This window comes from Pseudomonas aeruginosa, assembly GCF_001457615.1.
Classification (GTDB): Bacteria; Pseudomonadota; Gammaproteobacteria; order Pseudomonadales; family Pseudomonadaceae; genus Pseudomonas; species Pseudomonas aeruginosa.
This window is the reverse complement of sequence record NZ_LN831024.1, coordinates 2,370,857-2,393,742: the sequence shown is the minus strand read 5'-3', so window position 1 is coordinate 2,393,742 and position 22,886 is coordinate 2,370,857. Positions and strand designations below refer to the sequence as shown.

The window sequence follows — 22,886 nt, the reverse complement described above, 5'->3', positions numbered from 1 at the left end:
AATCCGGTTGCGTTCTGGCCTAGCGGAATTGTCCGAGGAAGCGCAGATCGTTATCGAAGAACAGACGCAGGTCGTTCACCCCGTAGCGCAGCATGGCCAGGCGCTCGGCGCCCATGCCGAAGGCGAAGCCCTGGAATTTCTCGGGATCGATGTTGGACATGCGCAGCACGTTCGGGTGCACCATGCCGCAACCCATGACTTCCAGCCAGCCGGTCTGCTTGCACACGCGGCAGCCGTTGCCGCTGCAGATCACGCACTGGATGTCCACTTCGGCCGAGGGCTCGGTGAAGGGGAAGAAGGACGGACGGAAGCGCACTTCGAGCTGCTTCTCGAAGAAGGCGCGGAGGAATTCCTCGATGGTGCCCTTGAGGTCGGCGAAGCTGACACCCTCGTCCACCAGCAGGCCTTCCACCTGGTGGAACATCGGCGAGTGGGTCAGGTCGGAGTCGCAGCGGTAGACGCGCCCCGGGCAGACAATGCGGATCGGCGGCTGCTGAGACTCCATCGTCCGCACCTGCACCGGTGAGGTGTGGGTACGCAGCAGCATGTTCGCATTGAAATAGAAAGTATCGTGCATGGCACGCGCCGGGTGGTGGCCCGGAATATTGAGCGCCTCGAAGTTGTGGTAGTCGTCTTCGACTTCCGGGCCTTCGGCGACTTCGTAGCCGATGCGGCTGAAGCACTGCTCGATGCGCTCCAGCGTGCGGGTGACCGGATGCAGGCCGCCGCTCAGCTGGCCACGACCAGGCAGGGTGACGTCGATGCGCTCCGCGGCCAGCCGGGCGGCCAGCGCGGCCCCTTCCAGCTCGGTCTTACGCGCGTTCAGCGCATCCTGGACCTTTTCCTTGGCCACGTTGATCAGCGCGCCGACCTTCGGCCGCTCTTCGGCCGGCAGGTCGCCCAGGGTCTTCATCACCTGGGTCAGTTCGCCTTTCTTGCCGAGGTAGTGAACCCGGATCTGCTCCAGGGCATTGACGTCTTCGGTGTGTCGCACAGCCTCCAATGCTTGAGAGACCAGCGCATCCAGGTTTTCCATGTATGGACTCCAGATACAAAATAGGGGAAGAGCGGTAAGGCTCTTCCCCTATCGGTGACGTTACGTCCGGACCGAAGTCCGGTGATTGTCGTAGGGCTTAAGCCAAGCTTGCCTTCGCTTTCTCGACAATCGCGGTAAACGCCGCTTTTTCGTTCACTGCCAGATCGGCCAGGACCTTACGGTCGATCTCGATGGCCGCCTTTTTCAGGCCGGCGATCAGGCGGCTGTAGGACAGACCGTTCTGACGAGCACCAGCGTTGATACGGGCGATCCACAGTGCGCGGAACTGACGCTTGCGCTGACGACGGTCACGGTAGGCGTATTGGCCAGCCTTGATCACCGCCTGCTTGGCAACGCGGAACACGCGCGAGCGTGCACCGTAGTAGCCCTTGGCGAGCTTCAGAATTTTCTTGTGACGACGACGGGCGATAACGCCACGCTTAACACGAGCCATGAATTAATCCTCTACCTTAATAATCAGCGCAGACGCAGGGAGCGTTCTACGCGCGCAACGTCAGACTTGTTCAGCATCGAGGTGCCGCGCAGTTGACGCTTACGCTTGGTGGTCATCTTGGTCAGGATGTGGCTCTTGAAGGCGTGCTTGTGCTTGAGGCCACCAGCAGTCTTCTTGAAGCGCTTGGCCGCGCCACTTTTGGTCTTCATCTTTGGCATGTTCGGATACTCCGCATTGAGTGATTACGCATAACCGCAAGGCCTGCCAGTGCCCTGGTGGTTACTTTTTCTTCTTGGGAGCGATGACCATCATCAGCTGGCGTCCTTCCAGCTTAGGATGCTGCTCGACGGTGCCGTACTCCACGAGGTCGGCTTCGACCCGCTTCAACAGCTCCATCCCCAGCTCCTGGTGAGCCATCTCACGGCCGCGGAATCGCAGGGATACCTTGGCCTTGTCCCCTTCACTAAGGAAACGTACCAGGTTGCGTAGTTTTACCTGGTAATCCCCTTCTTCCGTCCCTGGACGAAACTTGATTTCTTTGACCTGCGCCTGCTTCTGGTTCTTCTTGGCGACCGCAGCCTGCTTCTTCTTCTCGAACAGGTGCTTGCCGTAGTCCATGATGCGGCAGACAGGAGGCACCGCGTCGGCCGAAATCTCAACCAGGTCCAGCTTCGCCTCTTCGGCTAGGCGGATCGCCTCATCGATCGAAACAACACCAACCTGCTGGCCATCAGCTCCAATCAACCGTACCTCACGAGCCGAGATGTTCTCGTTGATCGGGGGTTTCGGTTGAGCTCGCTTATCCTGTCTCATTTCACGCTTAATAATGATTACTCCGAGTCTTGGCGACCACGCCGGGAAACCGCCTGTGCCAACAGCTCAGCGAACTGGGTGACGGGCATGGAGCCCAGGTCTTCCCCTTCGCGCGTACGCACCGCGACGGCCTTCGATTCAACTTCCCGATCTCCAATAACCAAGAGATAGGGAACCTTGAGCAAAGTATGCTCGCGGATTTTAAAGCCGATCTTCTCGTTTCTCAAGTCGGACTTGGCACGGAATCCGCTTTCCCCGAGGATCCGCACCACCTCGGCGGCGAAATCGGCCTGCTTGTCGGTGATGTTCATCACCACTGCCTGGGTCGGCGCCAGCCAGGCCGGGAAGGCTCCGGCGTAGTGCTCGATGAGCATGCCGATGAAGCGCTCGAAGGACCCGAGGATCGCACGGTGCAGCATCACCGGGCGCTTGCGGTTGTTGTCCTCGGCGATGTAGCTGGCGTCCAGGCGCTCCGGCAGGTTCGGGTCGTACTGCAGGGTGCCGCACTGCCAGTTACGGCCGAGGCAGTCCTTCAGGGTGAACTCGATCTTCGGCCCGTAGAACGCGCCCTCGCCCGGCTGGTATTCCCAGGCCAGGCCGGATTCGTTCAGCGCATCGGCCAGCGCGCCTTCGGCGCGATCCCACAGCTCGTCGGAACCGACGCGCTTGGCCGGACGGGTCGACAGCTTCATGGCGATGTCGGTGAAACCGAAGTCGCGGTAGACCTGCAAGGTCAGCTTGATGAAATCGGCCGCTTCCTTCTTCACCTGCTCTTCGGTGCAGAAGATATGCGCGTCGTCCTGGGTGAAGCCGCGTACGCGCATGATCCCGTGCAGCGCGCCGGACGGCTCGTTGCGGTGGCAGGCGCCGAACTCGGCGAGGCGCAGCGGCAGGTCGCGATAGGACTTCAGGCCCTGGTTGAAGATCTGCACGTGGCACGGGCAGTTCATCGGCTTGACCGCGTAGTCGCGGCTTTCCGAGGAGGTGGTGAACATGTTCTCGGCGTAGTTCGACCAGTGGCCCGAACGCTCCCAGAGGATGCGGTCGACCACCTGCGGGGTACGCACTTCGACATAGCCATGGTCGCGCTGGACCTTGCGCATGTACTGCTCGAGCACCTGGTAGACGCTCCAGCCATTCGGGTGCCAGAACACCATGCCCGGCGCTTCTTCCTGCAGGTGGAACAGGTCGAGCTGCTTGCCGATGCGGCGATGGTCGCGCTTCTCGGCCTCTTCGATGCGCTGGATGTAGGCCGCCAGTTGCTTCTTGTCGGCCCAGGCGGTGCCGTAGATGCGTTGCAACTGCTCGTTCTTCGAGTCGCCGCGCCAGTAGGCGCCGGAAATCTTGGTCAGCTGGAACGCCTTGAGGAAGCGAGTGTTCGGCACGTGCGGGCCGCGGCACATGTCCACGTACTCCTCATGGAAGTACAGGCCCATGGCCTTCTCGTCCGGCATGTCGTCGATCAGGCGCAGCTTGTAGTCTTCGCCACGGGACTTGAACAGCTCGATGACCTCGGCGCGCGGGGTCATCTTCTTGATCACGTCGTAGTCCTTGTCGATCAGCTCGCGCATGCGCTGCTGGATCGCCGCCATGTCCTCGGGGGTGAAGGGGCGCTCGAAGAAGATGTCGTAGTAGAAGCCTTCCTCGATCACCGGGCCGATGACCATCTTCGCGGTCGGATAGAGCTGCTTGACCGCATGGCCGACCAGGTGGGCGCAGGAGTGGCGGATGATCTCCAGTCCTTCCTCGTCCTTGGGCGTGATGATCTGCAGGGTCGCGTCGCGATCGATGGTGTCGCAGGCGTCGACCAGGCGGCCGTCGACCTTGCCGGCGAGGGTCGCCTTGGCCAGGCCCGCGCCGATGGATTGGGCCACCTCGGCCACGGAGACCGGGTGATCGAAGGAACGTTGACTGCCGTCGGGAAGAGTAATGATGGGCATGGCGCCTCCTCTCCTAGTGGTGACCCCTACCAAAGGCCACGTGGGTTGGGATGTGCCAGTAAGCGTCGCCCGCCGGGCCGGCCTGCCTCACAGTGGCAGGCGCCTTGCGGCACCCCTGCGCCGAAGCGCGCGGACGGAGATCACTGGGAATGGATACTGACGAAAAACGCCGGAGCTGATCCGGCGCGAAGCGCCCATGGTAAAGCATCCGCGGCGAGCTGACGAGCGGTCAGTTCGCCCGGCCTCGCTTCAGGACGTTTCCACGTCCGGCGCAACGCCATCGACGCGCGCCAGGAACTCCAGTACCGACCGGTTGAAAGCCGCCGGACGGGTGGCATTGAGGCCATGGGACGCGCCCTGGATGCGTTGCAGCTCGGCGCGCGGCAGGGCCGCCGCCAGCGCCTCGGCGGTGGCCGGGAATGGCAGCGGGCTGCGTTCGCCATTGAGGATCAGGCTCGGCAGGTCGATCGAGCGCAGTTCCGACAGCGCCAGCGCCGGCGGCTGGTCGGCCACCTGCCCGACCAGGGTCATGGCGTTGTCCAGGGTCATTCGGCGGAACGTCGCCGACGAGCGTTTCCATACCCCGGCGCCGCTCACCGTATCGACGAACAGTTCCAGTCCCCGTTCCGCCTCGCCGCCACGGATCAATTCGAGCGCCTGGCGCCGGAACTGGTTGCGTTCCAATGGTTCCTCGGGCGCAGGCAGGCCGGCGTGGGCGTAGACCTCGGCGGCATAGTCGCCGCCGGGATCGGCCAGGCTCAGCGAACGCAGGGCGTCCGGAGCGGCCAGCGCCAGGCGCAACGCCAGGTTGCCGCCACGGGAATGGCCGAGCAGGTGTACCGGCTCGCCGAGCCGCTCGACCAGCGCCAGCAGGTCGGCGACGTGGCGGGCGCTGGTGAAGTCCGCGCCCTGCCCGTCCCAGCGCTCGGGGTAGTAGTGACGCAGGCTCGGCACGATCAGCCGGTGGCGCTCGCCGAGGCTGCGCAACTGCCATTGCCAGTAGCGGTAGTCGCACAGCGAACCGTGGACCAGTAGCACCGGCGTGCCCTCGCCCAGGTCCTGATAGACCAGTTGATACCCATCCACCTCGAACGAGGCGAGTTCGCCACTCATGCACGCAACCCTTTCGGTTTCTTTTTCGACTCAGCGCGACGAACGGTGAGCGGGCCCACAGCCCGATGCACGGCATCGCCTGGAAAAGATGGATGTTAACGGCCTGAGGTCACGCCCCGTAATGACAAATAGGTCTAGGGCCGTCTCGCCCGCTGGACTAGGCTGGAAGTTCCCCTGCGGAGGTGACGCCGATGAATACGCCGATCTTCTACGAGCTATTCCGCAACCACCCGCTGCATGCCCCGTCCGCCCGGACCCTGGCGAGCATGCTGGCCCTCGGCCTGGCTCTGGCCGGGGTATGGGCCCTGCTGCTGGGCTGGGGCATCGGCCTGGGCATCGACAACTTCGCCATGTACTTCGGCTGGACCGCCCTGCTCATGACCATCCTCCTGGTCGCGCTGTTCCTCGGCGCCACGCTGTTGCGCATGGAAGCCATCTGGCTGGCTTTCCTGCTCGCCCTGCCCCTGCTGACCAGCCTGACCGGCTGCCTGGCCCTGGTCGGTGCCGGCCCCGAATGACCGCGTTTCAGACCATGGTCGAAGACCGATTGCAGTAATTCCCCTTCCCGCAGGGTCTATCCTTGGGTAAGAGGAGGACGAACCATGACTCCCGAATCCTTCGTCACATTGCTGATCGTCGCCTGGCTGGGCCTCGCCGGCGTCACCCTGTGGGCCTTCCTGCGCGTGCCGCGTCGGCGCGCACGCCTGCAACGCAAGGCACGGCAAGCCGAAAACCGGCATCCCGCACGGCCGCCACAGCCTCTTCCGCAGCGCAGCTGAAGCCGCCATGCCGACCGGTCACGGCAGGAAGGCGTGCTGGGAAACCCCCAGCAACAGATAGGCCGCCAGCACGGTGAACGCGAGAAAACCCACGACGTAACGCAGCATCCCGACTCCTGTCAGTCATTTCATCCCTGATGCTGACCCGAACGACCTTGCATCGTTCTGCGCCAGCCTGCCGAAGCGCCGAACGGGCAGGCCAGCCCTGGCCTTCCCTTCCGACACGAGCGGGGGCCGGTCGATCCTCGCCCAGCCCCCTCGAAGCTTCACTCTAGCACTCTCGCCCGCCCTGCCGGAGGTCTCCGCCAGGATTCCGGACGAACCGTTCAGCCCGCCATGTAGCTCGGCAGGCCGCGCTCCTGCAGACGACGCAGGGTGCCGACCACATCCACCGGCAGGCTCCCCGCCTCCAGGGCCAGGTCACGGCGCACGGCGTTGATGAACCAGTACATGCGCTTCTCGTCGGCCAACTGGGCGGCGGACACCACGCGACGGGTCACGATCTCTTCGCCGTTGCGCAGGGTCAGCAGGGCGCCGCCGTCCGGACGCATCTGGGTGGATACGGCAAAGGTGGCCTGGAAGGCATCGAACAGCATCTTGATGGACTTTTCCATGATCGTTTATCCCCTCTTGCATGAAAACCGACCGCGAACTTCAGCGCAGCCGCAACACGGGGAAAGGTGGCAGCTTTCATGCCAGCCACATGGAAAATTAAAACCATTCAAAATCAATAACTTACGAAAAGACTCAGCGAAGCGGTCCGTGCAAACTGCAAGATCGTGCGAAATGCATCATGCGATTTGCCAGCAGGCTCAGTCGGAAAACAGCGGCCGGCCCCGCGCATCGAAGCCGCGCACCCGGTACAGCGCCGCTTCCGCCAGCGACAGCGCGGCCGCCGGACTCTCGCACGGCGGCTGGCCCGGCAGCACCAGCCATTCGGTGCGTCCGTCGTCGATGCTGGTTATCTCGATCTCGGCCAGATAGCCACTGTCCTCGCGCAACCAGGTGGCGCGCAGTTCGAACTCGCCAAAACGCCTGCCGGACACCCGCCAGCCTCCCTTCGGAAAAGTCGTCTCAGTGTAACCAGGCCGGGCGTCGATCAGCCAGCCAGGTCGGCCAGCGCCTCGCGCTCCTCGTCGCGCAGGGTCAGGACCCGGCAACCCCGCTCGGTGACCAGCACGGTGTGCTCGTACTGGGCCGACAGGCGGCGGTCGCGAGTGGTCACGGTCCAGCCGTCCTTGTGCAGCTTCACCGCGTGGCCGCCCTGGTTGATCATCGGTTCGATGGTGAAGGTCATCCCGGCCTTCAGCCGCGCACCCGCGCCAGCGCGACCGAAGTGCAGGACCTGCGGCGCCTCGTGCATCTTGCGGCCGATGCCATGCCCGCAGTATTCGCGGACCACCGAATAACCGTTGGCTTCGGCGTGACTCTGGATGGCATGCCCGATATCGCCGAGGGTGGCGTCCGGGCGCACCACGCGGATCGCCCGGTACAGGCATTCGCGGGTGACGTCGAGCAGCTTCTGCGCCTGGCGGTCGATGGCGCCGACCCGGTACATCTTGCTGCTGTCGCCGAAATAGCCGTCCTTGATCACCGTGACGTCGACGTTGACGATATCGCCGTCGCGGAGGATCTGCTGCGCCGACGGCCAGCCATGGCAGACCACCTCGTTGACCGAGGTGTTCACCGTGAACGGATAGCCGTACTGCCCCTTGCTGCCGGGAATCGCCGCGAGGGTGTCGACGATGTAGCGCTCGCAGAAGCGGTCGATCTCTGCCGTGCTGATGCCAGGCCGCACCACCTCGTCGAGGACTTCGAGGACTTTCGCGGTGAGCGCGCCGGCCACGCTCATGCGCTGGATTTCCTCCGCGCTCTTGATCATCCCGAGATCCTCGCCGCGTCCTGCTCGCGGCGGTCGCTTTCGCGCGCTTCGTCCATCAATTGGCGTAGCACCTGCGCATAGGTCAGGCCGGGATTGGCTTCGATCAGCATGCCGATGCGCATCCAGTGCTCGGCCTGGGCATTGATCGAGCGCGACATGGCCTTGCAGGCGATGCGCGCCTCTTCGTGCAATTGCTCGGAAATCTTCACCAGGCCCACACTACACCTCGACTACAAAACATATACGGAACGTATACTAACCATCGCATGGACGCGGCGCAAACGGGAAGGTCCGCCCCTCGCCTGGCCATGGACTGGCCACGATTGGCATCTCCTGCAAAATCAGTAACATGCGGATTTTTTTGGAAGTTGCCGCATGCTTTCCCGTTTGTTTGTAGGCCTTTTCGCCCTCCTCCTCGCCAGCGCCGGCCAGGCCAACGCCCCGCGCACGTTCTCCGAAGCGAAGAAAATCGGCTGGAAGCTCTACGCCCGGCAATCCGTGGAGTTCTACTGCGGCTGTCGCTACTCGGGAAATCGTGTCGACCTCGCCAGTTGCGGCTACAAGCCGAGGAAGAACGCCAACCGCGCGCGGCGCATCGAGTGGGAACACATCGTCCCGGCCTGGGTGATCGGTCACCAGCGGCGCTGCTGGCAGAACGGCGGGCGGAGCAACTGCGCGAGGCACGACAGCACCTACCAGCGCGCCGAAGCCGACCTGCACAACCTGGTGCCGAGCATCGGCGAGGTCAACGGCGACCGCAGCAACTTCGGCTTCGGCTGGCTGCCGCAGAAACCCCAGCAATACGGCGCCTGCCCGATGGTGGTGGACTTCAAGGCGCGCAAGGCGATGCCACGCCCGCAGATTCGCGGGATGATCGCCCGCACCTACTTCTACATGAGCGACCGCTACGGCCTGCGCCTGTCGAAGCAGGATCGCCAGCTCTACAACGCCTGGCACAAGCAGTACCCGCCACAGACCTGGGAGCGCCAGCGCAACCACATGGTCGGCTGCGTGATGGGCTGGGGCAATCCCTATGTCGGCCCGGTGGACCTGGCGACCTGCAGCAACCTATCCTCGCGTCGACGCTGACCTCCGCCGGAGTAGCCCATGATCTTCCGCACCCTCGCCCTGTTGCCGCTCTGCGCCGCCCTGGCGTTCGCCGCCGACGCCGGGGAGCGCCGCTTCGACTGCACGGTGGTGGCGATACACGACGACGCCAGCCTGGGCTGCCGCCTGCCCGGCGCGAACAAGGCGCTGCGCATCCAGCTCAATGCCGTCGAGCTACCGGCCGCCGAGCCCTGGCGTCGGCGCGCCCGGGAAGCCCTGGAAGACATGCTGCTCGGCAAATCGGCGACCATCCGCGAGCAAGGCCGCGACGCGCGCTTCCGCATCCTCGGCGCGGCCTGGGTCACCCCGGCCGACTGCCCCACCTGCGGACATACCCTGGATGCCGGGCTGGCCCTGCTGACCATTGGCCTGGCCAGCTGGCGCGACGCGCCGGACAGCGGCCAGACGGCCGAGGCGCGCGGCCAGTACCGGTTCGCCGAGGAAGAAGCGCGGGCGCGCAAGGCTGGCCAGTGGCGACCGCGCGACGCCGCTCCTAGAGATGGATCTCCGCGAACTTGATGCCCAGCCCGCGCAGCTCCTTGACCGCGTCGTCGAGCCGGCGGAACGACATCACCTCGTCGCTCTCGTCGACCAGGAAATAGCTGCGCCCGCCGTCCTTCTTGAAGAACACGATCCATTCCCTGGCCAGGGTGGGATTGGCGATGATGTGGGTCGCCGAGATCTTCCCTGCCGCCTGCCTGTCCCGAACCTTCTCGCGCTTCATTGCCTTCCCGTCAGCTGTGTGGAAAGGCGGAATTATCGCATCATCGGTTCCCGCGGCGAAAAAACTCAGCGTGCCGCCATCGCCATTTCCATGCCCGGCACGGCCAGTTCCCGGCGGATGCTGCGGATCAGCCACTCGGTCTCCGGCGGCGCGCTGAGCTGCGGCGAGGGTATGGTGCGAGCCACGTAGCGGCCGTCGGCGGCCTGCAACTGCAACAACAGCGCGCCGTCGTGGCGGCTCTTGCTGGACAACTGGAACTCGGGAAAGGCAGCGGCGATTTTCTTCAGGTCGACAGACATGGTGCGCTCCATTTCTGAGAAGTTGGACGGAGGCCCGCCGCGCGGCGGGCAGGCGCAGTCTGGCTAACGGATGCGACCGAATGATGACGCCGGCGACGAACCAATTCGCCCGCCGTGGCGTCCCAGAAAGGACGCGACGAATTTCACCCAACGGAAAATGCCTGGCGGCAAGCGGCCATCGGTGGTCGATCGTCATCGGCACGCACACAGCAAGGAGATGGAATGTTCCGTACGGCTTATCGGGAAATAGGCCTGTTCGGCCTGGTCAAGCGCACCGTGAACGAGTTCCTCGAGGACGACATGCCGACCTACGCCTCGGCCCTCGCCTATCAGATGCTGTTCTCGCTATTTCCGTTCCTGCTGGTGCTGATCACCCTCGTAGGCTACTTGCACCTACCGGAGTTCTTCGCCTGGCTGCGCGAGCAGGCGGCGTTGCTGCTGCCGCCCGAGGCGATGGATCAGGTCAACCCGGTGATCGACCAGTTGCAGCAGCAGAAAGGCGGCCTGCTGTCGATCGGTATCGCGGTGGCGCTGTGGACCTCCTCGGCGGGCATCCGCTCGATGATGATCGCGCTCAACGCCGCCTACGACGTGAAGGAGAGCCGCCCGGTATGGAAGCGCTTCTCCCTGTCGATCCTCTACACCCTCGGCATCGCCCTGTTGTTGCTGGTGGCGGCCGGCCTGATGGTCACCGGGCCGCAGGTGATCGCCTGGATCGCCGGCCTGGTCGGTCTGGAACAGTACCTGGTGACGCTCTGGACCTGGCTGCGCTGGCCTCTTGCGGTGTTCCTGCTGATGCTCGCGGTGGCGCTGTTCTACTACCTGGTGCCGGATGTCGAGCAGCGTTTCCGCTTCATCACTCCAGGCTCGGTGCTCTCGGTGATCGCCTGGATCGCCGCGTCCCTCGCCTATGGCTTCTACGTGAAGAACTTCGCCAACTACAACGCCATGTACGGCAGCATCGGGGCGATCATCATCCTCCTGCTGTACTTCTACCTGTCGGCGGCAGTGGTGCTGTTCGGCGCCGAGCTGAACGCGGTGATCGAACACCATTCGGAAGACGGCAAGGACCCTGGCGAGCGCGAACTTCCGGACAACGACGACCCCGAACTCAAGGCTTGAGCAGGGCGTCGGCCTCGCTGACGCTGGCCTTGCCGGTGGCGCGCCGGTACAGACACAGCTCGCGGCCCTGGCGGCCCTGCATGTGCGGCTGCGGATAGCGGCCCTGCAGGAGCAGCGCCGAATAGCCCACCTCATCGTCGAAGGGCAGTACCTGCCCCACCGCGCGTACCTGGCGCAAGCCGCTGGCTTTCAGGCAGGCGGCACGCACCATGGCGTCGTGCGCCTCCACGCCTCGGCCGTGGAAGCCCAGGCCGGCGCCGAACCGAGCAGCAGGCAGACCAGCGATCCCGCAACCACCCTCGACATTGCGCACCTCGCATCGCCGGAAACAGGCAGGAAAAGAGAAGCCCCCGGGACCACAGCGGCAACTAAAGGCCCCGGGGGCGATGAGGCGGCAGTTACACCTCGCAGCAATGGACATTGCCCCGCGAAAAATAGTTCTACGCTCGCCGACGAAGCGCTCAGCCGGCCCAGCCCAGCACCAGCGCAGCCAGGGCCAGGTAGCGGAGCGTCTTGGCCAGGCCGACGATCAGCAGGAAACTCCAGCAGGGCTCACGCATGATGCCGGCCACCAGCGTCAGCGGATCGCCGATGACCGGCACCCAACTGAGCAGCAGGGTCCAGCGGCCGTAGCGGCGATAGTGTCGCTGCGCCCTGAGCAACTGCACCTCGCCCACGGGAAACCAGCGGCGACCGCGGAAATGCTCGAGGTAGCGACCCAGCCACCAGTTGACCCAGGAACCCAGCACATTGCCGACGATGGCCAGCGCCAGCAGCCACGCGACCGACTGGCCGCCGCGCAGCAGCAAGGCGGCCAGCACGGTTTCCGACTGCAACGGCAGCAGGGTCGCCGAACCGAACGCCGAGAGGAACAGCCCGGCGTACGCGGCCCAGTCAGTCAACACCCGAACGCTCCCAGCGCCATTCGCATCCCCGCTCCAATCCGGAAAAAACTGACCTGGGACAGCCGTCCCGAGGCCGGCGAAGCATACCCTGGCAGGCAAGGGCATTTCCCCGGTTATCCGAAAAGGAGGCAGGCCATGTTCATTCCCGGCCATCTGCATCTCGCCTCGGCCAGCGAAGTCGACCGCCAGGCATTCGATATCCACCTGCGCTACCGGGTCCTGGAGGCCGAGGCCCGCCCGGTGGCCGTACACTTCGACATGGAGGGCCGGATCGACGGCCAGCCTTTCAGCGAAAGCTTCGAACTGCCACGCGACGCCGCCGTGCATTTCGCCAGCCGTGCCAGTCGCCTGGCCCGACGCCACGGCCTGCGCTTGCGGCAGGGACCGATCGTGCGCCAGCGCCGCGAGTACGACGCTATGTTCGACGACCTGCGCCGACGCCTGAAACTCAAGAGCGGCGAAGCGATCGACCTCGACCGCTACCTGCGCGGCGAGGCCGGGGCATCCTGAAACGGCTCTCCCGCATGCTACGGAAACCCCCGACGCAGGCCATGCCGTGCAACTTTCAGCGAAGCGGGCGACTCCATACCTAGGTAACCATCCTCGTCAAGGAGACCGACATGACTCTGAAAACCCGCTCCGCTCGCGCCAAGCAGGCTATCCAGGACCAGGCCATGGCCGAACTGCAGGACCTGATCGCCGAGGTGGACCAGTTGATGAGCGGCACCGGCAGCCTGGCCGGCAAGGAGGGCGCGAACCTGCGTGAACAGATCAATTCCGTGCTGCATCGTGGTCGCGACGCCATCGAGCGCACCCGCCGCGGCGTGGTGCAACGCAGCCAGGCGGCCGCCGAAGCGACCGAGGAATACGTCGAGGACCATCCCTGGCAGACCATCGCCGTATCGGCCGGCGCCGGCTTCCTCCTCGGCCTGCTGGTGGGCCGCCGCTAGGGCGTTTCCGCAGGCAACAGAAAGCCCGCGCTCGGCGGGCTTTTCGGCAAGGCAAGGGCCTTGGCTCAGGCGGAGATCGCCGCCTCCAGCGGCCAACTCAGTTCCCAGGTTCCCTTCAAGGCTTCCGCCTCGTCACGGCTGGTGAAGGGGCCGGCCCACATGGCGCCGTCCACCATCAGGATCCAACAGGCCAGCAATCCCTTGCTGCGCAGCGATTCGGGAACGGACGTCCCCACCAGCACGGCGACTTCGATTCTGGACATAGGCTGACTCCGGTTATCATTAGCTTGCTAATAATAAGCGCCCGCCCCTTCGCCATGAAGCACGCCGCGCACAACAGTCTTTTTCATCTGCGACAAAATTACCCACCCCCGGCTCCCACGGCGGCCCTGCCGTCCCGCCGGCTATAGTGGAAAAACAGCGAATCCAGGAGGAACCGTCATGGACACCAGCCCGCACACCTTTTCCAACCTGTTCCGCCAGTTGGGGCTCCCCGCTGGGCGGGACGACATCGTCGCCTTTCTCGCCCGGCACCACCTCGAGGAGGGCACGGCGCTGCCCGATGCGCCATTCTGGAACCCTGCCCAGGCCAGCTTCCTGCGCGAGGCCCTGGCCGAGGACTCCGACTGGGCCGAACAGGTCGATGAACTGGCCTTGCAACTGACCCGCTGAAAAAACGCAAACTGATGCGCTGACGGCTCTATCGTGCGGAACTTGCTATGAGTTGGCGGGGAATTTCAAGTCACCGGCATCGATAGCCACTATCAGTCCAAAGCATTTTTCCCCAGCGGAGCGGCGTGAGATCGTAGCGACGTCGGGAGAACCCCAAGTCCCCGACGCTCCTTTGAAGACCATCGCCCTCCCCCCGCAGATGGTCTTTTTTTTGCCCGCGATTCGGCCGTGCCCCGACCAGCTGGCCCAGGACATGGAACATTCCGTTACGTCCCCCACTGAACTTTTCACCCGTGCCTCGGTGTCTTACCCTGCTCGCGTTACCACGTAAGGAGAACCTCAAGGACATGAAAGCACTACTGATCGCCGCCGGCGTTGCCGCTCTTTCCAGCACCGCCATGGCCGCCAAACTGGATGAAAAGGTTCCCTACCCGAAGGCAGATGCCGGCTTCACCCGCCAGGTCATCCACCTGCCGAAACAGGACGCGGAAGACGCATTCAAGGTCGAGATCATCGCCGGCAAGACCCTCGAGGCCGACTGCAACCAGCAGCGCCTGGGCGGCGAGCTGGAAGAACATACCCTGGAAGGCTGGGGCTACTCCTACTACCGCCTGGACAAGGTCAGCGGGCCGATGAGCACGATGATGGCCTGCCCCGGCCAGAAGAAGGAGCAGCGCTTCATCCCGGTGGTCGGCGAAGGCTTCCTGCTGCGCTACAACAGCAAGCTGCCGATCGTGGTCTATGCGCCGAAGGACGTGGAGGTCCGCTATCGGATCTGGTCGGCGTCCGAAAAGGTCGAGAAAGCGGTCAGCGAATAAACGCCGCGCATGAAAAAGCCGCCCACGGGCGGCTTTTTTCGTTGCGCCGGCTTCAGCCCGGCGCCAGGCCGATGTTCAGGCCGGAGTCCACGGTGATCCGGTAATGCGTGGTCTGCCCGTTCTGCACATGCACCACCTGCTTGGGCGCCTCGCCGCGGCAGATCCCATCGCCCTGCACGGATACCACCCGCAGCCCCGCCGGAAGACGGAAACGCGCGCTCTCGCCAGCCTGGATCTCGGCGGCCAGGCGGCTATCGATGATCAAGCGGGTATTGCAGACGCTGCCGAGGAACTCGCGGTCCCGGGAAACCACCAGGAAGGCGTCGCCGTCGTCACGGAACTGGTAGTTGTACAAACGCTCCTTCGGTACCTGGTCCGTCTCGTCGAGCGAGGGCGTCGATGTCGAACAACCCGCCAGCAAGACGGCCCCCAGTAGCATCCCCAAAATCCGCATAGTGACCCCAATCCGTTCATCGAAATGCCGTACCCCATCCTCGCCGGGGCAGACCTTCATGGCTTGCGGTCGTACTTCCTCCCTGAACCGGCACCACAGCGCACGTCCGTCTAAGGTAGGCGATTTGCCCCGGCCAAGGCGAGCGCGAATGGCGCTGAAGAAAAAAAATCCTCAGACGGAGGCCACCTCGCCGGCCGGCAACGCGGAAGTCGGGAGGCCGAACAGGCGATCGAAGGCCCAGTTGAAGAGGAAGGTGTAGCACGGGATCAGGACGATCAGCGCCAGGTCCAGCCAGAACGCCTCCAGCAGGGAAATCCCCATCCACCAGGCGATCAGCGGGATCAGGTAGACCACCAGGGTCAGCTGGAAGCCGATGGCGTGCGCCACCCGCCGCGCAACGCTGCGTCCGCGCACAGCCTGGCGCCGCTCCCAGAACTCGAACAGGCAGTTGTAGATGAAGTTCCAGGTCACCGCGACGGTGGTAATCACCACCGCCAGGGGGCCGGTGGTAGTGGGCGTGGAACCGGCGAGCAGGGCCAGCCCCAGGGTCGAGATACTCATCCCGATCAATTCGTAGGCGGTCACGTAGACCAGTTTGCGCTTGATGCCTTGCACGTGGACCTCTCGGGCGTGATAGCGGAAGGGCGGGCAAGGTTGGATCAATTTTCTTGACAGAAAAAGTCAGCAGCTTTCAGATCTGCTGATAGGAGAATTGCCATGAACTTTTCCAGCGATACCATCGAGCTGTTCCTCGCCGTCCTCGACCGCGGCTCCTTTTCCGGCGCCGCCCGTGCCTTGGGTCGAGTGCCTTCGGCGGTGAGCATGGGCATCGCCAACCTGGAGGCGGAGCTGGGTTTCGCCCTTTTCGAGCGAACCCACCGCGAAGCCCGTCCTACGGCGCTGGCCAGGGCCCTGGCACCGCAAGCGCGGATGATCGCCGAGCAGCTCGCTCAGTTGCAGGTGCATGCGCTGGAACTCTCCCAGGGATTGGAAAGCCGCCTGTCGCTCGGCGTGGTTGCGGACATCGACAGCGGGCGGCTGTTCGGCGCCCTCCGCACCCTTTCCGAGCGCTACCCGCTGCTCGATGTCGAGGTGCTCAGCGCGGCGCAGGACGATGCCCTCGCCCTGCTCCATGGCGGCCGCATCAGCCTGTGCTTCGGATTCGCCGGCATCAGCGTGAACCCGCAGGAGCGCTTCCAGTATGTCGGCGCGGAATCGCTGGTCGCGACCATCTCGCCGCGCCATCCCGCCCTGCAGAAGCCGGGGCAGGCGCTGTACCTGGAAGAGCTGGTGAACGTGCGGCAGATCCTGGTGGCCAGTTGCGACCTGCCGTTGGCCGACACCCGTCCGCTGATTGCCGGCGCCTGCTGGCGCACCGACAGCCTGGGCACGGCGCTGGAAATGGTCGAGGCGGGGATCGGCTGGGGCAATTTCCCGTTGTCCCGGGTCGCGCCGCTGCTGGCAACGGGAAGGCTGGTACGCCTGGACTTCAGGAATACCAAGAACGAGCTGAAACTGCCTGTCCACGCTATCTGGCTGAAAAACCAGCCATTGCGCAAGGCCGCCCAGGAACTGGTTGGCATGCTGGCCACCCGTCCCGATTGAAGCGTTATGCAATGCACTTCACAGAAAAAACGAGACCCGTCACGCGAATCGCCGCACACGCCGGCTCCCCGGCCTCCAGTACTTGATCTCGATCAAGCGCAGCACCGGCCATAGGCAGATGATCGTTCTGCGGCCATCCTCCGTTTGCGGCCGTAGAGCTCCGGACACTTCATGCTAGGGGGGCCGGAGCTCTTCCCTCTTCCTCGCGGCTCAGGAACAGGTCCTGGCCGCATTGATGAAGGCCCCGCGGGTGACCCAGGGCTGCTGGTCATGGATTCGCACCAGGCTGCCACCCCTCGCCGGCTGCACCTCCAGCCACTGACCGGCGTCCGCCAGGCGATAGCCGCGGCCTTCCTCCATCAGCGCCACGCCCGGCGCCTGGCGTTGCCACTTGGGCAAGACGCACATCGCGTAATCGTAGGGAGCCTTGCTGGTGCTGGCGGCCAGCGCCGGGGCGTTCGAAGCGGGAGGCGAGGCACAGGCGGAGAGGGCCAGGGCGGCGAATACAGCGATAAGAATCTTCATGTCACGTCCCTCTTTGTCGATCCGTTCACGATTCGACGGTATCACCGCCCAAAGCGAGAACTGCAGCGACTTCGCGGCATGGTACTTATCGATAAGGTTGATATTGCAGGCGCATGACGAAGCGATCCGGCAACGCCCGATTCAGAGCCTATGGAAGGGGCTTTCCTTGCACTTTGGTTATTAGCAAATGACTCGAAGCTTTCTTGGATCGAACAATGTTCTGGTATTGTTGCGCCGCCAACGGGAGAAACAAGAATCCAGAACCGCCACGCACGGTAAATGGGACAAATGACTCCCGTGCACTTCGAACCTTGCGCTTCCTTCAATTTCAGCGCACATCAAGCCAACAACCAGGAACAATAAGATGTTGAAGAAAAGGATTTGCCTGCTGGCACTGGGCATCGCGACTGCAAGCCAGGCGATGGCCAATGACCAAGAAGCAGCAAAGGGGTTTGTCGAGGACAGCCACCTCGATCTGTTCTTCCGCAATGCATATATCAAACGCGACAAGAAGTACGGTACAGAGGACCAAGCAGAGTGGGGCCAGGCTGCAACCGCGACCTTCACTTCCGGCTTCACCCAAGGAACCATCGGGATAGGTGTGGACGTGTTCGGTATGTACGCTGTTCGCTTGGACGGCGGGAAGGGTCGTAGCGGCGCCGCCGGTATCGACTTCTTCAAGCAGGGCGACAGCGGCTCCGCGGCGGACGATCTGTCCAAGGGCGGCGCGGCGGTGAAGTTCCGCATCTCCAACACCGTGCTCAAGTACGGCGACCAGATGCCCAGCCTGCCGGTGCTCAGCTACGACAACTCGCGCCTGCTCCCGGAAAGCTACAGCGGCACCCTGATCACCTCCAAGGAGATCGAGGGCCTGGAGCTGAACGCCGGTCGCTTCACCGCGGAATCCCGCAAGAGCGCCGAAGGGCGCGACAGCGGCGGCCTGAAGAGCATCAACGTGTTCGGCGGCAAGTACGCCTTCACCGATCACTTCAACGCCTCGCTGTACGCTTCCGACGTCGAGGACGTACTGAAGAAGCAGTACATCAACCTGAACTACACCATCCCGCTGCAGGCCGACCAGTCGCTGAACTTCGACTTCAACGGCTATCGCACCAAGCTGGACAGCGACTTCGCCGACCAGAACTTCAACGGTAACCGCGACAACAAGATCTGGAGCCTGGCGGCGTCCTACACCATCGACGCCCACACCTTCATGATCGCCCACCAGCGCAACACCGGCGACACCGGCTACAACTACGGCTGGTACCAGAACGCCGGCGGCATCGGCGACGGCGGCACCACCATCTGGCTGGCCAACTCCTACTGGTCGGACTTCAACGCCGAGGACGAGCGTTCCTGGCAGGTCAGCTACGCCCTGGACTTCGCCAAGTACGGCGTGCCCGGCCTGACCTACCGCGTAGCCTACGTGCGCGGCGACAACATCAAGACCGCCGAGACCAGCAACGGCAAGGAGCGCGAGATCTTCAACCAGGTCCAGTACGTGGTGCAGAGCGGTCCGGCCAAGGACCTCACCCTGCGCCTGCGTAGCTCGTTTGCCCGCGTTTCTGCTGATGCCCGCGATAGCTACTTCAGTGGCGGCAACGAAATCCGTGCCTTCGTCGAGTACCCGTTCAGCGTGTTCTGATCGAACCTGCGAGCGCGACGAGAACCCCGGGCCAGTCCCGGGGTTTTCTTTTTTGCGTTTCGTGCGCCAGTTCAACCTTATCGGGTAGAGCCGTACAGCTTCGGAAAGCCAGTGATAGCATTCGCTCTCGCTTGCCATTGCTTATCGATATCGACAATGCCGTTCCGGAAACACCTTCTGCTCCCCCTCCTCGGTCTTGCCCTGCTGCTCGGCGGTTGCGGCCCTAGCGTCAGCTACTCCTACATTCCGCCGACCAGCGATGCCGGCCTGCACTGCGTGAGCCAGTGCAATGCCGAGAAGCGCCAGTGCAAGACCCTCGCCAAGCTGCAGCAGCGCCAGGACGAGGCGCTCTACCAGGCGCAGAGCACGGCCTACAACTACTGCATGCAGAACAGCGACAAGAAGAAGCGCAAGTCCTGCCCCTACCCGCAGCGCAACTTCGATTTCGGCGACGACTGCCAGGACGAGTACCGCAGTTGCTACCAGTCCTGCGGCGGCACCATCCGCCGCATCGTCCACCAGGACTGAGGCGCGACGTCCGGCAGGCATCCCGGACGTGCGGCAATACCGTCAGGCGAAGACGAAGTACTTGCGCACCGTCTCCACCACCTCCCAGGTACCACGCAGGCCCGGCTCGATGACGAACACGTCGCCCGCCCTCAGGTGCACCGGTTGCTCGCCTTCCGGGGTGATGATGCAGTAGCCGTCGAGGAAGTGGCAGAACTCCCAGCGTTCGTAGTTCACCTCCCACTTGCCCGGCGTGCAGATCCAGGTGCCCATCAGCTTGCTGCCGTCCGCCGAGGCGTATGCGTTGAGGTTGACGGTATGCGGATCGCCGTCGATCCGCTTCCACTTGGTGGCGTCCAGCACGGGTACGGGACAGGTATCGCGCAGTACGGTGATGAAATCTGACATGGTCGCTCCAGGAAGGCAGTGGATGAATGCCTCACCATAGGGCCACGCGCGGGGCGCCGGTTGTCTGGGTTCGACATCGGCCTAGCTGAAAGCGCTAGGCAGCCCGGGCGCTCAGCGACGCCTGCCATTCAGCGCTGCCAGCAGGTCGCAGACCATGATCAGCAGCAGCATGGGTACGGCGAACGGAAAGAACGCCAGCGCCGCGTATTCGTAGGCCTGGCCCGTCCACCACAGGCAAAGGCTGGCGACCGCCACGAGCAGGAAGCTGGCGGCGACGATGAACTTGCACAAGCGCGAGGCGAACCTGAGCGTATCGTCCACGACGAATCTCCTTCGGCGACTCCCCCGCAGTCTGCCGAAACCGCTCTGTCCCGGCGGTGACGCAAGAATGACGATTCGGACAGAATTGTTACGCCTGCCGCAAAACTTCATTCCACTTTGTTAGCTGGCTAATCAAATTCCCCCTTGATATCGTCTTTTTCGCCAGATCCCCAAGGCCTGGCAAATGTCCCTTGTACAGGCCATTACCAACCCTCCCCCCGCTTGGTAATGGCCTTTTTTTCCCTTCTGCCGTAGTCCATGGAGATCGCATGCCACGCATTGCCCTGGTCTTGGGTGTGCTGCTGGCCAGCGCCTGCGCACAGCCTGTCACGCCGGACTCGATAGTCGAGGAATCGTTTTCCCGCAGCGCCAGCGAACGCCAGCTGGAAGAGCTGAACCGCCAGGGCCTTCCCTACGAGCAGTACCGGCTGCGCCGCCAGCGCATTCTCGGCCGCTGATCCCGGCCCCGCGCCTAGCGCTTCTTCGGCACCACCGCCCGCACCGCCTCGCAGACGACCAGCCCGACCATCAGCGGGATCAGCAGCGGCAGAATCGACATCGAGAGGTTTTCCGCTCCCGAGCTGAGGAGAAACGGAAACTGGCTGAGGAAGGCGACCATCGCCAGGCTGAGCAGGATCAGCAGGCCGTAGAGGCATGACGCCAATTTCAGAGCTTTTTCCATGACCGGGTAGAAAGTGAAGGATTCGGAAGAAAATCTACCCGCCCCGCTCCCCCGGTATGGCGAGAAGCAAGATTTTTTCAGATTCGGGAGCCCCGAAAAGACGCGAACCCGACCGACCGATCACCCCTCCATGCCCGTCGCGACAACCCGATCGGTCGGGTCCGGACTTGCAACATACCGCCGTGCCGATATCACGTCGCCTACCGGAACAAGGAGTTGTTCTTTTCGACGAACGTCCTCGCCTCCCGCTATCGCCCGCCCATCGCGACCTCGTATGCTCGCCGGGCGATGCCTCATGCCAGCAACCCTCACCCACAAGGGAGCAACACGATGAGCAACCTGCCTGCGATCATCCTGGTCCACGGCTTCTGGGGCGGCGCCGCCCACTGGAGCAAGGTCATTCTCGAACTGAAACGCCTCGGCCACGACAACCTGCATGCCGTCGAACTACCGTTGACCTCGCTGGCGGACGATGCCGAGCGGACGCGCAAGATGATCGCGCAGCAACAGGGGCCGGTCCTGCTGGTCGGACACTCCTATGGCGGCGCGGTGATCACCGAGGCCGGCAACCAGCCGAATGTGGTCGGGCTGGTCTATATCGCCGCCTTCGCCCCCGACAGCGGCGAAAGTCCCGGTGGCATCACCCAGGAGCACTTGCCCCTGGCCGCAGCGAACCTGGCGCCGGACAGCGATGGCTATCTCTGGGTGAAGGCGGACAGGTTCCACGAAAGCTTCTGCCAGGATCTCGCTGCGGACGAAGGGCTGGTCATGGGCATCACCCAGAAGGCTCCGCTGGCCAGCACTTTCGGCGATGCCATCGGCAGCCCGGCCTGGAAGAGCAAGCCCTCCTGGTACCAGATTTCCAGCGCCGATCGCATGATTGCGCCGGAGAACCAGGAGCGGATGGCCGCGCGGATCGCACCGAGGAAGATCGTCACCCTCGATGCCAGCCACGCGTCACTGGCCTCGCGAGCGAAGGAAGTAGCGGCGCTGATCGACGAGGCCGCCGTGGCCACCGCCCACTAGCGCCGCGCAGGACGCGGCAGCAGGCCTGGCCTGCTGCCGCGGCGGGCTCAGAGGCCGAGGGCGGACAGGTCGAGGCGGCCGTCGGCCATGGGCGGACACCAGAAGTAGCTGCCGCTGATCGGCCGGGTGAAACGGAACAGGCCATCGAGCACCCCGTCTTCCACGCCGATCATCCGTAGCCACTGGACCTCGAAGGCCTCGAACGAGCGGCCGAAGGCGGCGAACAACAGCCCCGCGCGGTGCTCGTCGGACCAGGGCGCGCCGCGCCGCAGGAGGAACGCGGCGGGCTCGAAGCTTTCCTGCTCGGTGCGCTTAACGTGGGCGTAGGCCGGCGCGTCTTCCAGTTCTTCGTCGTCGGACTTGCGGCGGCCGATGATGTTGTCCATCTCCTCGCCGGGGATCGCCTGCATCCGGTCGAAGTCATGCAGCCACTGCTGGACAGCAACGAAACTGCCGCCATCCAGGCCCGCACCGCGCCCGGAGACCAGCGCGGCTTCGAGCGCCGCATCGCCCTTGGGGTTCTCGGTGCCGTCCTTGTAGCCGGACAGGTCGCGGTCCTCGCCGTAGAGGAACGCATCCACCGCGCCGGTCCGCTGGAAGGCCGGCGCCAGCGACCGTTCCAGCGCGTGCGAGCGCAGCGTCACCTCGCCGCGATCCTCGCCGCGCAGCCAGCACCACAGCGCGGAGGGCGTGGACGGCAGGTCGATGCCGGGCGCGGCGAGCACCGGATAGTCCTTCATGCCCTCGACGGTCTTGCCGAGGCTGAGCATCAGCGAATGGCCGATACCCACCACCAGCTGGTAACCATCGGTGGCCGCGGCCAGGCTGGCCAAGGTCGCGGCCACCTGCTCGGGTTGGGAAATGCTGAAAAACAGGTAGCGACCCACCACCGGAATCGGGGTGAGAATGCCTGGCTGAGCCGCGCTCATGTTGCCTCCATCTATCATCAGGCCGTGCGCCGCTCGTGGCGATGCACCTTCGATCTCGTTCTGGTTCGAGCAATGCTCGGTTTCGGAGCGCAGCGGCGGGCGACGCCAAGCGAAGCGGCTCCGAAATACCCGCGCATCCTAAACCGGTGCAACGCCAGAGACCACTCGAA

The 22,886-nt window shown here is 64.0% G+C and carries 35 protein-coding genes and 1 pseudogene; 14 read left to right on the top strand and 22 right to left on the bottom strand.

Going from position 1 to position 22,886, the window contains the following annotated elements:
- Positions 1 to 19: 19 nt before the first annotated feature.
- The 6 genes from pheS to AT700_RS11240 all read right to left on the bottom strand — a co-directional run bounded on the left by pheS (position 20) and on the right by AT700_RS11240 (position 5,356).
- Entirely contained in the window at positions 20 to 1,036 is a 1,017-nt protein-coding gene (pheS, locus tag AT700_RS11265; protein WP_003090666.1) for a phenylalanine--tRNA ligase subunit alpha, read from the bottom strand.
- Positions 1,037 to 1,133: 97 nt separating this feature from the next.
- Entirely contained in the window at positions 1,134 to 1,490 is a 357-nt protein-coding gene (rplT, locus tag AT700_RS11260; protein WP_003099086.1) for a 50S ribosomal protein L20, read from the bottom strand.
- A 23-nt stretch (positions 1,491 to 1,513) separates the two neighbouring features.
- The gene (rpmI, locus tag AT700_RS11255) at positions 1,514 to 1,708 is read right to left on the bottom strand and encodes a 50S ribosomal protein L35 (RefSeq protein ID WP_003090673.1); all 195 of its coding nucleotides are present in this window, start codon (positions 1,706 to 1,708) and stop codon (positions 1,514 to 1,516) included.
- Positions 1,709 to 1,769: 61 nt separating this feature from the next.
- Positions 1,770 to 2,321 (bottom strand): translation initiation factor IF-3, encoded by a 552-nt coding sequence (gene infC / locus AT700_RS11250; RefSeq protein ID WP_003119938.1) that lies wholly within the window; start codon positions 2,319 to 2,321, stop codon positions 1,770 to 1,772.
- Positions 2,321 to 4,243, bottom strand: coding sequence for a threonine--tRNA ligase (gene thrS / locus AT700_RS11245; protein ID WP_003090677.1), 1,923 nt, complete (start codon positions 4,241 to 4,243; stop codon positions 2,321 to 2,323). Before thrS ends, infC begins: the two co-directional genes overlap by 1 nt.
- Before the next feature lie 249 nt (positions 4,244 to 4,492).
- Entirely contained in the window at positions 4,493 to 5,356 is an 864-nt protein-coding gene (locus AT700_RS11240) for an alpha/beta fold hydrolase (protein ID WP_003114410.1), read from the bottom strand.
- A gap of 191 nt (positions 5,357 to 5,547) precedes the next feature.
- On the opposite strand from AT700_RS11240, the gene AT700_RS11235 reads away from it, so the two are divergent.
- Both AT700_RS11235 and AT700_RS11230 read left to right on the top strand, forming a co-directional pair.
- A complete protein-coding gene (locus tag AT700_RS11235) occupies positions 5,548 to 5,874 on the top strand; it encodes a hypothetical protein (protein WP_003090681.1) in 327 nt (108 codons plus the stop codon).
- 84 nt (positions 5,875 to 5,958) lie between these two features.
- Positions 5,959 to 6,135, top strand: coding sequence for a hypothetical protein (locus tag AT700_RS11230; protein WP_003099098.1), 177 nt, complete (start codon positions 5,959 to 5,961; stop codon positions 6,133 to 6,135).
- A 326-nt stretch (positions 6,136 to 6,461) separates the two neighbouring features.
- Here the strand turns inward: AT700_RS11230 and AT700_RS11225 are convergent, their stop codons facing one another.
- From AT700_RS11225 to AT700_RS11210, 4 genes are all read right to left on the bottom strand, one after another.
- Complete coding sequence (locus tag AT700_RS11225) at positions 6,462 to 6,749, bottom strand: DUF3509 domain-containing protein (protein ID WP_003090684.1); 288 nt, start codon at positions 6,747 to 6,749, stop codon at positions 6,462 to 6,464.
- Positions 6,750 to 6,947: 198 nt separating this feature from the next.
- Positions 6,948 to 7,181: a hypothetical protein gene (locus AT700_RS11220; protein ID WP_003090686.1), complete on the bottom strand. Its 234-nt coding sequence runs from the start codon at positions 7,179 to 7,181 to the stop codon at positions 6,948 to 6,950.
- Between the two features lie 53 nt (positions 7,182 to 7,234).
- Entirely contained in the window at positions 7,235 to 8,017 is a 783-nt protein-coding gene (gene map / locus AT700_RS11215) for a type I methionyl aminopeptidase (RefSeq protein ID WP_003160515.1), read from the bottom strand.
- The gene (locus tag AT700_RS11210; protein ID WP_003090688.1) at positions 8,014 to 8,235 is read right to left on the bottom strand and encodes a ParD-like family protein; all 222 of its coding nucleotides are present in this window, start codon (positions 8,233 to 8,235) and stop codon (positions 8,014 to 8,016) included. The genes map and AT700_RS11210 overlap by 4 nt, the downstream gene beginning before the upstream one ends.
- Before the next feature lie 157 nt (positions 8,236 to 8,392).
- Between AT700_RS11210 and AT700_RS11205 the strand changes: the two genes are divergently transcribed.
- Together AT700_RS11205 and AT700_RS11200 are read left to right on the top strand one after the other, a co-directional pair.
- Positions 8,393 to 9,106 (top strand): endonuclease, encoded by a 714-nt coding sequence (locus AT700_RS11205; protein ID WP_003099106.1) that lies wholly within the window; start codon positions 8,393 to 8,395, stop codon positions 9,104 to 9,106.
- An 18-nt stretch (positions 9,107 to 9,124) separates the two neighbouring features.
- Positions 9,125 to 9,643 (top strand): thermonuclease family protein, encoded by a 519-nt coding sequence (locus AT700_RS11200; RefSeq protein WP_003114413.1) that lies wholly within the window; start codon positions 9,125 to 9,127, stop codon positions 9,641 to 9,643.
- Here AT700_RS11200 and AT700_RS11195 read toward each other — a convergent pair.
- Together AT700_RS11195 and AT700_RS11190 are read right to left on the bottom strand one after the other, a co-directional pair.
- Positions 9,618 to 9,848, bottom strand: a complete 231-nt coding sequence (locus AT700_RS11195; RefSeq protein ID WP_003090795.1) for a hypothetical protein — start codon at positions 9,846 to 9,848, stop codon at positions 9,618 to 9,620. The genes AT700_RS11200 and AT700_RS11195 overlap by 26 nt on opposite strands.
- A gap of 65 nt (positions 9,849 to 9,913) precedes the next feature.
- Complete coding sequence (locus AT700_RS11190; protein WP_003090796.1) at positions 9,914 to 10,147, bottom strand: DUF3509 domain-containing protein; 234 nt, start codon at positions 10,145 to 10,147, stop codon at positions 9,914 to 9,916.
- A gap of 222 nt (positions 10,148 to 10,369) precedes the next feature.
- On the opposite strand from AT700_RS11190, the gene AT700_RS11185 reads away from it, so the two are divergent.
- Positions 10,370 to 11,269 carry a YihY/virulence factor BrkB family protein gene (locus AT700_RS11185; RefSeq protein WP_003090797.1) on the top strand — a complete coding sequence of 300 codons (900 nt, stop codon included), beginning with the start codon at positions 10,370 to 10,372 and terminating at the stop codon, positions 11,267 to 11,269.
- Here the strand turns inward: AT700_RS11185 and AT700_RS11180 are convergent.
- Together AT700_RS11180 and AT700_RS11175 are read right to left on the bottom strand one after the other, a co-directional pair.
- Positions 11,259 to 11,575, bottom strand: a pseudogene (locus AT700_RS11180) (hypothetical protein). The gene AT700_RS11185 and the pseudogene AT700_RS11180 overlap by 11 nt on opposite strands.
- A gap of 155 nt (positions 11,576 to 11,730) precedes the next feature.
- Positions 11,731 to 12,174 carry a YqaA family protein gene (locus AT700_RS11175; protein ID WP_003099113.1) on the bottom strand — a complete coding sequence of 148 codons (444 nt, stop codon included), beginning with the start codon at positions 12,172 to 12,174 and terminating at the stop codon, positions 11,731 to 11,733.
- Positions 12,175 to 12,309: 135 nt separating this feature from the next.
- Here AT700_RS11175 and AT700_RS11170 point away from each other — a divergent pair, with 135 nt between their 5' ends.
- Together AT700_RS11170 and AT700_RS11165 are read left to right on the top strand one after the other, a co-directional pair.
- Positions 12,310 to 12,684 (top strand): DUF5064 family protein, encoded by a 375-nt coding sequence (locus AT700_RS11170; RefSeq protein ID WP_003090800.1) that lies wholly within the window; start codon positions 12,310 to 12,312, stop codon positions 12,682 to 12,684.
- 110 nt (positions 12,685 to 12,794) lie between these two features.
- Positions 12,795 to 13,124, top strand: coding sequence for a DUF883 family protein (locus AT700_RS11165; protein ID WP_003090802.1), 330 nt, complete (start codon positions 12,795 to 12,797; stop codon positions 13,122 to 13,124).
- Between the two features lie 65 nt (positions 13,125 to 13,189).
- Here the strand turns inward: AT700_RS11165 and AT700_RS11160 are convergent, their stop codons facing one another.
- Positions 13,190 to 13,387, bottom strand: coding sequence for a hypothetical protein (locus AT700_RS11160; protein ID WP_003090804.1), 198 nt, complete (start codon positions 13,385 to 13,387; stop codon positions 13,190 to 13,192).
- Between the two features lie 178 nt (positions 13,388 to 13,565).
- On the opposite strand from AT700_RS11160, the gene AT700_RS11155 reads away from it, so the two are divergent.
- Both AT700_RS11155 and eco read left to right on the top strand, forming a co-directional pair.
- A complete protein-coding gene (locus AT700_RS11155; protein WP_003090806.1) occupies positions 13,566 to 13,796 on the top strand; it encodes a DUF2789 domain-containing protein in 231 nt (76 codons plus the stop codon).
- 347 nt (positions 13,797 to 14,143) lie between these two features.
- Complete coding sequence (eco, locus tag AT700_RS11150; RefSeq protein ID WP_003090808.1) at positions 14,144 to 14,614, top strand: serine protease inhibitor ecotin; 471 nt, start codon at positions 14,144 to 14,146, stop codon at positions 14,612 to 14,614.
- 52 nt (positions 14,615 to 14,666) lie between these two features.
- Here eco and AT700_RS11145 read toward each other — a convergent pair whose 3' ends face one another.
- Together AT700_RS11145 and AT700_RS11140 are read right to left on the bottom strand one after the other, a co-directional pair.
- Entirely contained in the window at positions 14,667 to 15,053 is a 387-nt protein-coding gene (locus tag AT700_RS11145) for a 3-isopropylmalate dehydratase large subunit (protein ID WP_016852712.1), read from the bottom strand.
- Between the two features lie 186 nt (positions 15,054 to 15,239).
- On the bottom strand, positions 15,240 to 15,683 hold the full coding sequence (locus tag AT700_RS11140; RefSeq protein WP_016852711.1) for a PACE efflux transporter: 444 nt from the start codon (positions 15,681 to 15,683) through the stop codon (positions 15,240 to 15,242).
- Positions 15,684 to 15,785: 102 nt separating this feature from the next.
- On the opposite strand from AT700_RS11140, the gene AT700_RS11135 reads away from it, so the two are divergent.
- Complete coding sequence (locus AT700_RS11135; RefSeq protein WP_003099119.1) at positions 15,786 to 16,673, top strand: LysR family transcriptional regulator; 888 nt, start codon at positions 15,786 to 15,788, stop codon at positions 16,671 to 16,673.
- Between the two features lie 210 nt (positions 16,674 to 16,883).
- On the opposite strand, the gene AT700_RS11130 is transcribed toward AT700_RS11135, so the two are convergent.
- Positions 16,884 to 17,198, bottom strand: a complete 315-nt coding sequence (locus AT700_RS11130) for a hypothetical protein (protein WP_048521058.1) — start codon at positions 17,196 to 17,198, stop codon at positions 16,884 to 16,886.
- Positions 17,199 to 17,562: 364 nt separating this feature from the next.
- Between AT700_RS11130 and AT700_RS11125 the strand changes: the two genes are divergently transcribed.
- Positions 17,563 to 18,843, top strand: a complete 1,281-nt coding sequence (locus AT700_RS11125; protein WP_003090815.1) for an OprD family porin — start codon at positions 17,563 to 17,565, stop codon at positions 18,841 to 18,843.
- A 156-nt stretch (positions 18,844 to 18,999) separates the two neighbouring features.
- Positions 19,000 to 19,371 (top strand): hypothetical protein, encoded by a 372-nt coding sequence (locus AT700_RS11120; protein ID WP_003160518.1) that lies wholly within the window; start codon positions 19,000 to 19,002, stop codon positions 19,369 to 19,371.
- 42 nt (positions 19,372 to 19,413) lie between these two features.
- On the opposite strand, the gene AT700_RS11115 is transcribed toward AT700_RS11120, so the two are convergent.
- Positions 19,414 to 19,758 (bottom strand): cupin domain-containing protein, encoded by a 345-nt coding sequence (locus AT700_RS11115; RefSeq protein WP_003090818.1) that lies wholly within the window; start codon positions 19,756 to 19,758, stop codon positions 19,414 to 19,416.
- Between the two features lie 111 nt (positions 19,759 to 19,869).
- Positions 19,870 to 20,079, bottom strand: coding sequence for a hypothetical protein (locus AT700_RS11110; protein WP_003090820.1), 210 nt, complete (start codon positions 20,077 to 20,079; stop codon positions 19,870 to 19,872).
- Between the two features lie 269 nt (positions 20,080 to 20,348).
- Here AT700_RS11110 and AT700_RS11105 point away from each other — a divergent pair, with 269 nt between their 5' ends.
- A complete protein-coding gene (locus AT700_RS11105; RefSeq protein WP_022580244.1) occupies positions 20,349 to 20,537 on the top strand; it encodes a hypothetical protein in 189 nt (62 codons plus the stop codon).
- 14 nt (positions 20,538 to 20,551) lie between these two features.
- On the opposite strand, the gene AT700_RS11100 is transcribed toward AT700_RS11105, so the two are convergent.
- Positions 20,552 to 20,743 (bottom strand): hypothetical protein, encoded by a 192-nt coding sequence (locus tag AT700_RS11100; RefSeq protein WP_003099127.1) that lies wholly within the window; start codon positions 20,741 to 20,743, stop codon positions 20,552 to 20,554.
- 348 nt (positions 20,744 to 21,091) lie between these two features.
- Between AT700_RS11100 and AT700_RS11095 the strand changes: the two genes are divergently transcribed.
- Positions 21,092 to 21,787, top strand: coding sequence for an alpha/beta hydrolase (locus tag AT700_RS11095; protein ID WP_003090823.1), 696 nt, complete (start codon positions 21,092 to 21,094; stop codon positions 21,785 to 21,787).
- 47 nt (positions 21,788 to 21,834) lie between these two features.
- On the opposite strand, the gene AT700_RS11090 is transcribed toward AT700_RS11095, so the two are convergent.
- Positions 21,835 to 22,734, bottom strand: coding sequence for a Dyp-type peroxidase (locus tag AT700_RS11090; RefSeq protein ID WP_003119903.1), 900 nt, complete (start codon positions 22,732 to 22,734; stop codon positions 21,835 to 21,837).
- Between the last annotated feature and the right edge of the window lie 152 nt (positions 22,735 to 22,886).

Coding starts and splice junctions, on each gene's coding strand:
- pheS (WP_003090666.1), bottom strand. CDS start 1,036: ATGGAAAACCTGGATGCGCTGGTCTCTCAAGCATTGGAGGCTGTGCGA.
- rplT (WP_003099086.1), bottom strand. CDS start 1,490: ATGGCTCGTGTTAAGCGTGGCGTTATCGCCCGTCGTCGTCACAAGAAA.
- rpmI (WP_003090673.1), bottom strand. CDS start 1,708: ATGCCAAAGATGAAGACCAAAAGTGGCGCGGCCAAGCGCTTCAAGAAG.
- thrS (WP_003090677.1), bottom strand. CDS start 4,243: ATGCCCATCATTACTCTTCCCGACGGCAGTCAACGTTCCTTCGATCAC.
- AT700_RS11240 (WP_003114410.1), bottom strand. CDS start 5,356: ATGAGTGGCGAACTCGCCTCGTTCGAGGTGGATGGGTATCAACTGGTC.
- AT700_RS11235 (WP_003090681.1), top strand. CDS start 5,548: ATGAATACGCCGATCTTCTACGAGCTATTCCGCAACCACCCGCTGCAT.
- AT700_RS11230 (WP_003099098.1), top strand. CDS start 5,959: ATGACTCCCGAATCCTTCGTCACATTGCTGATCGTCGCCTGGCTGGGC.
- AT700_RS11225 (WP_003090684.1), bottom strand. CDS start 6,749: ATGGAAAAGTCCATCAAGATGCTGTTCGATGCCTTCCAGGCCACCTTT.
- map (WP_003160515.1), bottom strand. CDS start 8,017: ATGATCAAGAGCGCGGAGGAAATCCAGCGCATGAGCGTGGCCGGCGCG.
- AT700_RS11205 (WP_003099106.1), top strand. CDS start 8,393: ATGCTTTCCCGTTTGTTTGTAGGCCTTTTCGCCCTCCTCCTCGCCAGC.
- AT700_RS11200 (WP_003114413.1), top strand. CDS start 9,125: ATGATCTTCCGCACCCTCGCCCTGTTGCCGCTCTGCGCCGCCCTGGCG.
- AT700_RS11195 (WP_003090795.1), bottom strand. CDS start 9,848: ATGAAGCGCGAGAAGGTTCGGGACAGGCAGGCGGCAGGGAAGATCTCG.
- AT700_RS11190 (WP_003090796.1), bottom strand. CDS start 10,147: ATGTCTGTCGACCTGAAGAAAATCGCCGCTGCCTTTCCCGAGTTCCAG.
- AT700_RS11185 (WP_003090797.1), top strand. CDS start 10,370: ATGTTCCGTACGGCTTATCGGGAAATAGGCCTGTTCGGCCTGGTCAAG.
- AT700_RS11170 (WP_003090800.1), top strand. CDS start 12,310: ATGTTCATTCCCGGCCATCTGCATCTCGCCTCGGCCAGCGAAGTCGAC.
- AT700_RS11165 (WP_003090802.1), top strand. CDS start 12,795: ATGACTCTGAAAACCCGCTCCGCTCGCGCCAAGCAGGCTATCCAGGAC.
- AT700_RS11160 (WP_003090804.1), bottom strand. CDS start 13,387: ATGTCCAGAATCGAAGTCGCCGTGCTGGTGGGGACGTCCGTTCCCGAA.
- AT700_RS11155 (WP_003090806.1), top strand. CDS start 13,566: ATGGACACCAGCCCGCACACCTTTTCCAACCTGTTCCGCCAGTTGGGG.
- eco (WP_003090808.1), top strand. CDS start 14,144: ATGAAAGCACTACTGATCGCCGCCGGCGTTGCCGCTCTTTCCAGCACC.
- AT700_RS11145 (WP_016852712.1), bottom strand. CDS start 15,053: ATGCTACTGGGGGCCGTCTTGCTGGCGGGTTGTTCGACATCGACGCCC.
- AT700_RS11135 (WP_003099119.1), top strand. CDS start 15,786: ATGAACTTTTCCAGCGATACCATCGAGCTGTTCCTCGCCGTCCTCGAC.
- AT700_RS11130 (WP_048521058.1), bottom strand. CDS start 17,198: ATGAAGATTCTTATCGCTGTATTCGCCGCCCTGGCCCTCTCCGCCTGT.
- AT700_RS11125 (WP_003090815.1), top strand. CDS start 17,563: ATGTTGAAGAAAAGGATTTGCCTGCTGGCACTGGGCATCGCGACTGCA.
- AT700_RS11120 (WP_003160518.1), top strand. CDS start 19,000: ATGCCGTTCCGGAAACACCTTCTGCTCCCCCTCCTCGGTCTTGCCCTG.
- AT700_RS11115 (WP_003090818.1), bottom strand. CDS start 19,758: ATGTCAGATTTCATCACCGTACTGCGCGATACCTGTCCCGTACCCGTG.
- AT700_RS11105 (WP_022580244.1), top strand. CDS start 20,349: ATGCCACGCATTGCCCTGGTCTTGGGTGTGCTGCTGGCCAGCGCCTGC.
- AT700_RS11095 (WP_003090823.1), top strand. CDS start 21,092: ATGAGCAACCTGCCTGCGATCATCCTGGTCCACGGCTTCTGGGGCGGC.
- AT700_RS11090 (WP_003119903.1), bottom strand. CDS start 22,734: ATGATAGATGGAGGCAACATGAGCGCGGCTCAGCCAGGCATTCTCACC.